The 11,300-nt window shown below is 59.5% G+C and carries 12 protein-coding genes; 10 read left to right on the top strand and 2 right to left on the bottom strand.

Features of this window, described 5'->3' with window-relative positions; translation table 11 throughout:
- The 4 genes from ACE04I_RS24900 to ACE04I_RS24885 all read left to right on the top strand — a co-directional run.
- On the top strand, positions 1–2,714 hold a 2,714-nt coding region (locus ACE04I_RS24900), incomplete at its 5' end, for a TonB-dependent receptor (RefSeq protein WP_487207690.1).
- Positions 2,715–3,268: 554 nt separating this feature from the next.
- On the top strand, positions 3,269–3,991 hold the full coding sequence (locus tag ACE04I_RS24895; protein WP_487207689.1) for a helix-turn-helix domain-containing protein: 723 nt from the start codon (positions 3,269–3,271) through the stop codon (positions 3,989–3,991).
- Positions 3,984–4,106, top strand: a complete 123-nt coding sequence (locus ACE04I_RS24890; protein WP_046797505.1) for a hypothetical protein — start codon at positions 3,984–3,986, stop codon at positions 4,104–4,106. The genes ACE04I_RS24895 and ACE04I_RS24890 overlap by 8 nt, the downstream gene beginning before the upstream one ends.
- Positions 4,107–4,126: 20 nt before the next feature.
- Positions 4,127–4,315: a hypothetical protein gene (locus ACE04I_RS24885; protein WP_046797496.1), complete on the top strand. Its 189-nt coding sequence runs from the start codon at positions 4,127–4,129 to the stop codon at positions 4,313–4,315.
- A 35-nt stretch (positions 4,316–4,350) separates the two neighbouring features.
- On the opposite strand, the gene ACE04I_RS24880 is transcribed toward ACE04I_RS24885, so the two are convergent.
- Positions 4,351–4,734 carry a type II toxin-antitoxin system VapC family toxin gene (locus ACE04I_RS24880; RefSeq protein WP_487207688.1) on the bottom strand — a complete coding sequence of 128 codons (384 nt, stop codon included), beginning with the start codon at positions 4,732–4,734 and terminating at the stop codon, positions 4,351–4,353.
- Positions 4,731–4,931 (bottom strand): type II toxin-antitoxin system VapB family antitoxin, encoded by a 201-nt coding sequence (locus ACE04I_RS24875; protein ID WP_046797786.1) that lies wholly within the window; start codon positions 4,929–4,931, stop codon positions 4,731–4,733. Before ACE04I_RS24875 ends, ACE04I_RS24880 begins: the two co-directional genes overlap by 4 nt.
- A 245-nt stretch (positions 4,932–5,176) precedes the next feature.
- On the opposite strand from ACE04I_RS24875, the gene ACE04I_RS24870 reads away from it, so the two are divergent.
- From ACE04I_RS24870 to ACE04I_RS24845, 6 genes are all read left to right on the top strand, one after another.
- On the top strand, positions 5,177–5,431 hold the full coding sequence (locus ACE04I_RS24870) for a FitA-like ribbon-helix-helix domain-containing protein (protein WP_037149590.1): 255 nt from the start codon (positions 5,177–5,179) through the stop codon (positions 5,429–5,431).
- Positions 5,428–5,847, top strand: coding sequence for a type II toxin-antitoxin system VapC family toxin (locus ACE04I_RS24865; protein ID WP_046797785.1), 420 nt, complete (start codon positions 5,428–5,430; stop codon positions 5,845–5,847). The genes ACE04I_RS24870 and ACE04I_RS24865 overlap by 4 nt, the downstream gene beginning before the upstream one ends.
- A 385-nt stretch (positions 5,848–6,232) precedes the next feature.
- Positions 6,233–6,466, top strand: a complete 234-nt coding sequence (locus ACE04I_RS24860) for a winged helix-turn-helix domain-containing protein (protein WP_487207687.1) — start codon at positions 6,233–6,235, stop codon at positions 6,464–6,466.
- A gap of 12 nt (positions 6,467–6,478) precedes the next feature.
- Entirely contained in the window at positions 6,479–7,840 is a 1,362-nt protein-coding gene (locus tag ACE04I_RS24855; protein WP_487207686.1) for a sensor histidine kinase, read from the top strand.
- A 219-nt stretch (positions 7,841–8,059) separates the two neighbouring features.
- Positions 8,060–9,253: an efflux RND transporter periplasmic adaptor subunit gene (locus ACE04I_RS24850; protein WP_046795604.1), complete on the top strand. Its 1,194-nt coding sequence runs from the start codon at positions 8,060–8,062 to the stop codon at positions 9,251–9,253.
- Between the two features lie 8 nt (positions 9,254–9,261).
- Positions 9,262–11,211 carry a MacB family efflux pump subunit gene (locus ACE04I_RS24845; RefSeq protein ID WP_487207685.1) on the top strand — a complete coding sequence of 650 codons (1,950 nt, stop codon included), beginning with the start codon at positions 9,262–9,264 and terminating at the stop codon, positions 11,209–11,211.
- Positions 11,212–11,300: the final 89 nt, after the last annotated feature.

Here is an 11,300-nt window from a genome sequence, read left to right as displayed (position 1 = left end):
GCACCGGTGACGCCCGGATCGAAGAGGTGCGCCCCGGCGAATATGACGACGTCTATACCAAGGGACGGCTTGCCTTTTACCTGAAGGGCAAGATCAAGGGTCAGTATCTGCTGACCGCTGCCGCCGACACCGGCGAAGACGACATCAATGAACTGTTCAGCAATCTCGACGGTCAGGACCCGCGCCAGATCCTGCGCCGGCTTGATCCGGACGACTACTATCCCGTCTATGGCGACGATTCCACCTTCGTGGAGGATGCCCCCACCAAGGGTAAGTTCTATGTGCGCCTGGAGCGCGGTGACAGCCACGTGATGTGGGGCAATTACAAGACCCAGATCACCGGCACGGAATTCCTGCCCTCGGACCGGGCGCTTTACGGCGCATCCGGTGTTTATCGCTCACAGGAAACGACCTCGTTCGGCGAGCGCCGCACCGAAGTGACGGCCTATGCCGCCCAGCCCGACACACTGCCGCAGCGCGAGGAATTCCTGGGCACTGGCGGATCCGCTTACTTCCTGAAGCGTCAGGACATCGTCCAGGGCTCCGAGACCGTGCGCGTCGAAATCCGTGACGCGGTGACGGGCCGGGTGATCGAGCGGCGCGCGCTGACCTACGGCGAGGACTATTCCTTCGATTATATGCAGGGCGTCATCATCCTGCGGCGGCCGATGTCTTCCATGACCGGCACGTCCGATCCGGTGCGCAATGGCGCGCTCGGCGGCGGCAAGACCTATCTGACGGTCCAGTACGAGTTCGAGCCGGTTGCAAGCGACGTCGACGGCTATGTCTATGGCGGGCGCGCCCAGCACTGGATCAACGACAAGGTGCGGGTCGGCGTCACCGGCATGGACGATTCCACCGAACTTGCCGACCAGAAAGCCTATGGCGCGGATGTCACCCTCCGGCATTCGGAGAATACCTTCTTGAAAGCCGAGGTCGCTCACTCGAGAGGACGGGGCTTTGATCTTTCCCAATCCTCCGACGGGGGCCTGACCTGGGGCACCAATGAACCGGGCTATTACGGCGATCCGAACGACGACAGGGGATCGGCCTGGCGTGTTGAGGGGCAGGCTGATCTTCAAGAGATCGGCGCCGGTATGAAGGGCAAGGTCGGAGGATATTACGAGCAGAAGCAGGCGGGCTTTTCCACGCTGTTCGACGACGTAAGCGTCGATCAGCGCATCTGGGGCGCCCATGCCGATGTCGATCTGACCGGCAAGACCGGGCTGAAGCTCACCTATGACGACTTCACCGACGATCGCGGCCAAATCCGCCGCGACGGTTCCGGCAGCATCAGCCATGCCTTCGACGAGCACTGGAAGCTTTCCTTCGGCGTCACCTATACCGAACTGATGTCGCCGCTTGCCATCAATGCCGGAAAGTCCGGCTATGACGGCTCGCGGCTGGATGCGGGCGTGCGCCTCGACTATCGCATCGACGACGACCGGCTCGTCTATGCCTTCGGGCAGGGCACGCTTTCCCGCTCCGGCGACATTCACCGCAACGATAGGGCAGGGGTGGGCGCCAAATATCAGCTCACCGATACGATCGGGCTGGAAGGAGAGGTGTCCTACGGCACCCACGGCGTGGGTGGATTGGCGGGCGTCACCTATGATCCGAATGCCAACAGCCAGTATTATCTCGGCTATAAGCTCGATCCGGATCGCGCCTTCGATCTGCACAATACCCGTGACCTCTTCGGAGACGACAAGGGCACAGTCGTGCTTGGCATGCGCCGCAAGATGAGCGATCTGCTTTCCGCCTATAGCGAGAGCAATTACGACATGTTCGGGCAGCGCAATTCGCTGACTCAGACCTATGGCGTGGTCTACACCCCTGACGACATGTGGACGCTCGACGGCGGCCTCGAGGTCGGCCAGGTGCAGGACGATACCGTCAATCCCGCCACCGACGCCCAATATGAGGACTTCGACCGCTACGCGCCCTCGCTCGCGCTCGGCTATAAGGACGAGGAGCGAGGCATCAACGCGCGGCTGCGCGGTGAGGTCCGCATCGAGCGGTCGGACAACCACACGCGCGACCAGAACACCTATCTCCTGACCGGTGGCTTTGCCTGGAAGACCGATCCGGACTGGCGGCTTCTTACCCATTTCGACGCTGTGCTTTCCGACAGCCAGGGCTCGGAGACTTATTTTGCCAATACCGACTATGTGGAAGCCTCCGTCGGCTATGCCTATAGGCCGGTCGACAACGAACGTCTCAACGCGCTCTTCAAATATACCTGGCTCTACGATCTGCCGGGCAACAACCAGACGATCAGCGGCGCGACGGGCGATGAGTTTGCGCCCGCGCAACGCAGCCACATCCTCTCGGTCGATGCGAATTACGACCTGACGCCGTGGCTGACGATCGGCGGCAAATACGGCTTCCGCTTCGGCGAGGTGCGCTATCGCAGCGGTGACGGCGGCAGTTCGGGCTTCGAGAAGGAGTGGCAGAAATCCTCCGCCCATCTGGGGATCATCCGGGCCGATCTGCATGTCATCAAGAGCTGGGATATCCTCCTCGAAGGACGGGTGATGCACATGCCTGAGGCCGACACCACCGACTTTGGTGCGCTCGCCGCGATCTACCGCCATGTCGGAAACAACTTCAAGGTGGGCGTCGGCTACAACTTCGGACGTTTCTCCGACGACCTGAGAGACCTCACCCTCGATGACGAAGGCGTATTCCTCAATCTCGTCGGGAAATTTTGAGCCAGTCAGCTCTCCGCACCAGCGGAGAGCACCGGCATTGAAGCGTACCTCCGGGGGCGGCACACACATCATGCGAAACGTCAGGACGTGGATCTGCGACGCTTGCGGCCGTGAGCAGGAGCTGCGGAAAATCGACACGCATCGCTGGGTGAAAAGCGGTGGTCCGGGCCAACCGCAGCTATACCGCATAAGAATGCTGCAACTCTGCCCCTCCTGCCAGATGCGACTGCTGCGAGGCGTATCTCAAACTCCTCAAGCGGCTGGCGAGGGATAGATGGACTCAACCAGCAAACGGCAATGAGAATTCATTCCTAAGAAACTATAGTGGCCGGGTGTGATACCTGCCGTTAAAGTTCAACCGCTGCGATAGGCAGCCAGTGGTTTGGCGGGACTACTTTGTTGAAATGGACAGGAAAATTGCTGACGCTAGTCTACTAGCGCATGTACCCGATCATGTCGGGCCACGAAAGATGGCGTTCCGAGGTGGGGCGGTCCATTGGCGACAACCACCGGGATCAAGATCCCTTCTCGGCACGGGCCACAGTACGGTAATCATGCTTGCGCCGTCGGAAGGCGTCAGCCTCGGGTTTGAGGGCGAGCGCTCCAGAAGATCGGACGTGACGTCAGGAATGCTTGCGATCCGTCCTGCCAATGTCGAATGGAAGGCGAGCTGGGATGGCGCCACCGAGTGCATTGTCGTTGGTCACTCGGCAGAAAGCATTCTCGAACTTGCACGCCATGAATTCGGCCGCGTTGATGTCGAGCTCAGACCCACGCATATGACGTTGGACCGTGCCGCGTCAGAGTTCGCGAAAATGATCAGGAGGGAACTGAACCACCCCGACCATTCGAATGAACTTTACCTCGATTCGCTCATCACGCTCTTGGGCATCCATGTGCTTCGAAATTACTCGAGCGAAAGGAAGCCTGCAAAGTCCCCCAAGACGGGGCTGACGCCAGCGGTCGCCAGCAGAGTTCGCGACTACCTCCACGAGCACTTTTTGCGGAAGCTGACAACTGCCGAGCTTGCGGCTATCTGCGGCCTTTCCGTGGGGCACTTCACGCAGGCTTTCTCCAAGACCTTTGGCTGTCCGCCTTATCGCTACGTCCTGGAACGTCGGCTCGATTTTGCGGAAAGACTGCTCTCCGAAACGACGATGCCGGTGGCGGAGGTGGCGTTTCTGAGCGGGTTCTCAAGCCAAAGTCATTTGTCGAACCTCATGCGCACCAGTAGGAACAAGACGCCTAACCAGCTCCGTGAGAAGACGCATGGATGATCTCGACGAGCTGATGAAGGCACTCCCTGAGGACGAACGGCGCGCCGTCGCGAAGCGCGCCGACGAGCTTGTCACGGCTGACAATCGGCGCGAACTGCGGGCAGTGGCCGGATAGACGCAGGAAGACGTATCTGCTTGGACCCGGTCGATGCGAACTGCGACCTTACGCCGTGGCTGACGATCGGCAAATACGGCTTCCGCTTCGGTGAGGTGTGCTATCGCAGCGGCAACGACGGCGGTTCGGGGTTCGAGAAGGAGTGGCAGAAATCCTCCGCCCATCTCGGAACCATCCCGGCCGATCTGTACGTCATCAAGAGCTTTTAGGTAATAAGCATGGACAGTGCTCACGTCTGCACCGACTAATTGGGTGGGATCGCAGGTGTATGCAGCAGGGCGCCTGCCTTTTCAGCTGCTGCTGTTAGACGTTTGTCTCTGGTCCATAAGCTCGATCGCCCGTCAAGCAACGTCGAAGCCAACAAGTGGGCGTCGGTGTAACCAATGCCCATGCTGAAAATCGAATGCCGATCAATCATCGTCATGACCTCGGCGTGGGTGGCGACGAATGCTTCGCGCTGTGCCGCTAAATACGCCATTACGGCATCACGGTCCCGCAAGCTGCCAAGCGCCAATTCGCCGATAATTGCAGGGTGGCAGAGTAGCAGGTCGTCCTCAATGATTCTGCGTAGCTCCGAGTCTCCGTGGCGAAAATGATCAATCCAGATGGACGTGTCTACAAGGATCACTTTGCCGCTTCGCTCCGGCGGCGAGGAGCTGCTTCTGCATCGGGCATGGAGCCCCCGAGCGCGAGGAGCCGCCTTCCAGACTCGACTCGCACGAGCGTTTCCAATGCTTGGCGAACAAGCGCGGCCGTTTCCTTGGTTCCGGTAAGGGATCTTGCTCGTTCCATGAGGTTATCGTCGAGATTGATAGTCGAACGCATGAAAAAACTCCCATATTAAAGCGGCATTTATAGCACCATTTGGTGCCAAAATCTACGCCGTCCTGTTCTCTATAATATGGCAACTGCTTATCGATCAGAATTGTCTCAGGGATTTCGGTTCGAATCCCATCAACTGCGGAGACCTGAACAAACCTGGTTTTCGTCCTCATTATTGAATCCTTGAAGCCTGATGACATTTAGCATATTTTGATATCAAAGCCATCATTCCTATGGGGTTGATATCAATGCCGGCGGTCACCATTCGAAATCTTTCTGACGAAACACATCGTGCTCTGCGGCTGCGAGCGGCTCATCACGGCCGAAGCACCGAGGCCGAGATCCGCGACATTATTGAGGCCGCGGTCCGTCCCCCAGAGCGTGTTAAGCTTGGCTCGTTACTGGCGGCTATTGGCCGCGACGCTGAGCTTTCCGACAGCGACGTTGAGGCCCTGCAGAAAAGTCGCGACAAGACGCCCGCTGAACCGATGACCTTCGAATGATCTTGCTGGATACCAACGTTATATCCGAGCCGTGGAAACCGGTTCCTGACGAGGCAGTGGTTGCCTGGTTGGACGCCCAAGCCATCGAAACGCTTTTCCTCTCTGCAATAACGATCGCCGAACTTCGCTTCGGGATTGCTGCTATGCCCTCAGGGAAACGGCAAACTACCCTTCGCGACCGCCTTGAGGGAGAAGTGCTGCCTCACTTTTCCAAGCGCATCCTGCCCTTCGATCTGGCGACTTCACAGTTCTACTCGGAACTGATGGCACGCGCTCGAGTATCTGGGAAGGCGATCGGCCCGGCTGATGGCTACATTGCCGCCATAGCAGCAGCGAATGGTCTTGCAATCGCCACTCGCGACACAAGCCCGTTCGAGGCTGCTGGGTTGAAGGTGATCAATCCCTGGTCCCGATAACGACAATGTGGATCCAGGTGTCGTAGGTTCGCATCCGTTCAAGAGCTGCGGGCTCGTCTAGCGGCACCGCCACCACGATGAGGGGACGTCCCATGACCTTACTGAGGGAGGCAGGTCCCGCACGGGCACAACGCGTCCAGCCCCGGCATGGTGAATTTGCAGTAGCTGATGAACAAACCGCGCGACCAGGCCGGCCGGCTCGCCAGCTTCATGGGTCGGCGTCAGGGCCGACAATTCTGCGTAACTCTCACGTAATTTTCGGTGGCCATACGTTTCCCCGTTAGTGCTTTGCAACGATTGACAGACGGCCCTTGTAGCTTTGGATCGGGAGGGCAGCCGGGCCATCCTTATTTTCGGCGGGAAACGTCAGAAATGATCGCGTCTCATGCTCTATCCATGCCAATTTTGTTTGGCGTGCGCTCAACTATGGGGAGTTGCTCTTCATGGAAACTTTTTGCGAAACCGTGGTCGTACCGTGTTGCGCTCGTCCCTTGAGGGTCAGGTCTATTCCGTTGATGACGAGATCCAGTCGAACTCACTGGAACTCAATATGTCCCGCCTGCGCCGAAAGTTGGCGAAGCGGAGGCCGAGATTGTTATCAAAGACATTCGTGGAATAGGCTACTATCATCATGAGCAGAAATAAGGCGGCCGGTTCATCCCTTCGCTGGCGATTCACATTTGGTTTTATTGTCCTGCAGCTCTGCGCGGTTATTACCTCGCTGGGCCTGGTTTTTTATCTCCTTTCCGGCCTCAAGCCCGATGTCGCTATCACATCCATCTGGCTGTCTCAGGAAATCGCAGACTCGGTCCGTCTTGAGCCGAATGGCCGGACCCATCTGGCGCCGACGGCCAAGCTTCAGGAGATTATGGAGGACGCTCCTGACCTGTGGTTCGTAGCAGATCTGGGCAAAGATATTGTCCTTGCACACGGCGCGCCTCCCCGGAAAATTGCCGACAACATGCCATTCTTGCGGACGTTCAAAAGTCTCGAGCTCCATGGCGATCTGAATGATCCGTTGAGTGTCGCCCGCATGCAGCGCTTCGACACCCCTGCCGGGGAGGCAACAATTTTTGCTGGCGGCGTTTCGATGTCCCAATATGGTGTGACCGTGCTGTTGGGGAACCTTGCAGTCGGCGTGCCGGCACTGATCCTCGTCGCCATTTCCCTGATTGGCGTCCCGTTTGTCACACGCTGGGCTTTGCGGTCCTTCAGCGATCTGACGACGCGTCTTGACAGGATTGATCTCGACACACGTGGCGCCCTGGTGGAAGAGCGTGGCTTGCCCAATGAGGTGCTTCGCCTGGTGCGCGACATCAACAGGGCGTTGCGCCGTCTTGATAGTGGCTTTGAGGCGACGGAGCGCTTCTTCGTCAACGCGGCGCATGAACTTCGAACGCCAATCGCTGTCCTGCAGGTGAGGATAGATACGCTTTCACCAAGTGCGGACAAGACGCACCTGCAGACGGCCATCAAGCGACTAACGGCCATCGCGAACCAGCTTCTGGACACCGAGAAATACCGGCAGAAGCCCCAGCAGAATACACCTGTCGATCTCAACAGCGTTGTGTCCAAGGTGGTTGCCGACCTTGCTCCCCTGGCGATCTCTGAAGGCTACGAGATTTCGTTCGACAGCGACGCGGAAGACGTGTTCGTCCCTGGTGATGCCGAATCTTTGGAGCGTGCATTCGTCAATCTGGTTCGAAACGCAGTCCAGTACGGTGGAAAGGGACAGATATCGGTCGGTATTGAGGCTGACGGCAGCGTGACCGTCGCCGATCAGGGTTGTGGAATCGCCAGCGACAAGCATTCGCGCATATTCGAGCCTTTCTACCGGGTCAACCCTCACGGCTCAGGTGCGGGACTGGGGCTCAGCATGGTCAACGAGATCGTGACCCGCCATGGCGGTTACGTCGAGCTTTCTTCCGCGCCAGGCAAGGGCAGCACCTTTACCATACGCTGGCGCGAGAGGCGCGTTCTTCAGCAGCGGTAGGGCCGTCTTCATCCGTCGATGTTAGCTGGCACGGTCGCGATTGCCGATGCCTGGCGGGCAAACACTGGCACGCCGTCCACATTGCAAGCACTCTTGTCGATCGGTTGATTTTCCAGCGCGTGCCTGACGGGCCAGGCACGACGACAGCTCCCCGTAATTTTGGGGTAACTCTCGTGACAGAGAAAGCCCGCAATTTTGAATAGCGTGGACCACGACTTGATGACACGACACATTACCCGCAAGCGTCTGATCCTGGCGGCAGTGACCCTTGTCGGTCTGCTGGTTGTCTGGAACCTGTTTCTGGGTCCGCCTGCAAAGCCTGAACTGGTGACCACGCGGGCGAGAACAGGTGACATTGAAGAGGTCGTGTTGGCGACAGGGGTTCTCGAACCGCTCGAGCTGGTGCGTGTCGGCGCCCAGGCGTCGGGTCGCGTTGAGCGTCTGGCGGTCGAGATCGGTGACGTCGTCGAGGCTGGCCAATTGGTGGCCGAGATCGATTCCCAGACCCGGCGCAACACCTTGCGGGACCGCGAGGCCGCCCTGGCCAACATCCGCGCCGTTCACGCCGCGCGTATGGCCGGTCTAGTGAAAGCCGAGAAGGATTTCGAGCGCGAGCGTGAGTTGCTGGCAGGTGGCTCGACGCCGCGCGCCCAGTACGACGCCGCGGTCGCCACGCTAGACAATGCGCGGGCGGAGGTCCAGGCGCTGGAGGCTCAGATCACCCAGGCGCAGGTCGCGCTCGAGTCCGCGGGTGTAGAGCTGGGCTATACCCGTATCACTGCCCCGATCGCCGGCACCGTAGTGGCGATTGTCACCGACGAAGGTCAAACCGTGAATGCGCTGCAGACCGCGCCGACCATCGTCATGATCGCACGATTGGACACAATGACGGTGCGCGCAGATATCTCCGAGGCTGACGTCGTGCGTGTAAGCCGTGGCTTGCCGGTCTGGTTCAGCATTCTTGGCGATCCGAAGCGCCGCTTCGATGGAAAGTTGCGACAGGTGGAACCGGCCCCAGCCTCCATCGCTAACGAAAGCAACGCAGCCGCGAGCGGGATTGGCTCAACCAAAGGCGCTGTCTATTACACCGGACTGATCGACGTGGCGAACGCGGACGGGGTCCTGCGGCCCTCCATGACGGCGCAGGTGTCCATCGTTCTCAGCCGCGCCAGCGGCGCCGTGCTGGTTCCGCTCAGCGCAGTGGAGGGGGCGCCGCGAGCCGGCGATATGGCACGTGTCCGCATACTGGACGCGGTGGGCGAGGTCCAAATCCGGCAGGTCCAGGTCGGTATCGACAACGGCGCGGACATTCAGATCCTTGGCGGTCTTCAGGCAGGCGAGACCATCGTCCTGGGAGCATCCACGGACGAACGCGCGGATGGCCAGGCTCAACTGGCCGCGGCGAAGCGGTAGGGCGCGCCATGACGGAACCACTGATCCGTGTACGTGGGGTATCCCGTGCTTTCCCCGCAGGCGACGAGATGGTGAGGGTGCTGAGAGACGTCGATCTCGACATCGAGGCCGGCGAGATGATGGCTATCATAGGCGCCTCGGGCTCCGGCAAGTCGACGCTGATGAACATCCTTGGCTGCCTCGACCGTCCCACGGCCGGCAGCTACTGGATCGAAGGGCGCGAGACGTCGAAGATGTCCGTGGACGAACTGGCGGCGCTACGTCGTGAGCGCTTTGGTTTCATCTTCCAGCGCTATCATCTGCTTGGCGACCTCAGCGCGGCCAGTAACGTCGAGGTGCCAGCCATCTACGCCGGACGCAGCCGATCCGACCGGCACAATCGAGCGATCTCATTGTTGACCCGACTGGGCCTGGCCGAGCGCACGGGCAATATCCCGGGCAAGCTTTCGGGCGGCCAGCAGCAGCGGGTGTCGATCGCCCGCGCCCTGATGAATGGCGGCGAGATAATTCTGGCCGACGAACCGACCGGAGCGCTAGATACGCACAGTGGCGCCGAAGTCATGAAGATCCTGCGCGAGCTTCACGCCGAAGGACACACCATCATTCTCGTCACTCACGACAAGAAGATCGCCGAACACGCGGATCGGGTTGTAGAGATCAGCGACGGCCTTATCGTTTCAGACGAACGCAATATACCCAAGTCCGCCGCGACGGCTCGTCCCATCCGCGAACATGCGCCAGACGCTGGCTGGCGTGGCGCAATTGATCGGATGACCGAAGCCTTTCGTATGGCAGGCTCGGCAATCTGGGCGCACAAGATGCGCTCGCTCCTGACCATGCTCGGCATCATCATCGGTATCGCCTCGGTGGCGGCTATCTCGGCACTGGGGGCCGGCTCACAGCAACAAATCCTGAGCAGTATCGGTTCGCTCGGCACCAACACGATCGAGGTGCGTGCCGGCAAAGGCTTCGGTGACCTGGAAGCGGGCAAGATACGGACGCTGGTTCCCGCCGACGCCGAAGCGCTTATGAACCAGCCCTATGTCGACAGCGTGACGCCTACCGTCGCGACAAGCGTGACAGTTAAGCGTGCTGCCGTGGCTGTTAATGCGACAGTCACCGGAGTCGGCGCGGACTTCTTCCGCGTACGAGGCCTTGAGCTGGCGCATGGACAACTGTTCGACGCCCAGGATGTTACCACCTACAGTCAGAATGTGGTGATCGATGCAAACGCCGCGCGAGACCTGTTTCCCAACCGGGTAGAGCCGGTGGGACAGGTCATCCTTCTGGGCACAATGCCGGCGAGGGTCGTGGGGGTGACGAAACGGGAAAACTCCTTCGGCCCGGCGATTGATACATTGACGGTTTATGCGCCTTACACAACCGTCATGGGCCGCATGCTGGGTCGTCCGAACGTCGATGGCATAACCGTCCGTATCAGCGACGATGTCGATCCGGGCAACGTCGAGGCCGCGGTTTCGCGCCTTATCGAGCGTCGGCATGGCGCGAAAGACTTCTTCCTTACCAACTCGGCGACCATTCGGGAGACAATCGAGACCACCACGCAGACCTTGACGTTGCTGATTTCGTCCGTCGCCGTGATCTCGCTGATTGTCGGCGGTATCGGCGTAATGAATATCATGCTGGTGTCCGTGACAGAGCGCACCAGGGAGATCGGGGTTCGTGTGGCCGTTGGCGCTCGCCGCAGCGATATCCTCTCCCAGTTCCTGATCGAGGCCATTCTGGTCTGCCTTGTCGGCGGCTTTATGGGAGTGATGCTCGCCCTCGGGATCAGCGCTCTTTTCAATTTGCTGAGCCCCGACTTTAAAATGGTCTTCTCTTCTGGCTCCATCATTGTGGCCTTCGCCTGCTCCACCCTGATCGGAATCGTCTTCGGCTTCCTTCCCGCCCGCAACGCAGCGAAACTTGACCCGATTGAAGCCTTGGCGCGTGACTGATGACCCGCAAACGTCTGCTCATTAGGTATGCAATAATATCCGTGTCCAACGTAGATATGATCGCAAAGGGCAGACTGGACGGCAGATCA

Source organism: Rhizobium moroccans (genome assembly GCF_057559155.1).
The sequence above is the reverse complement of the archived record's forward strand: the minus strand, read 5'-3'. Positions and strand labels throughout refer to the sequence as shown.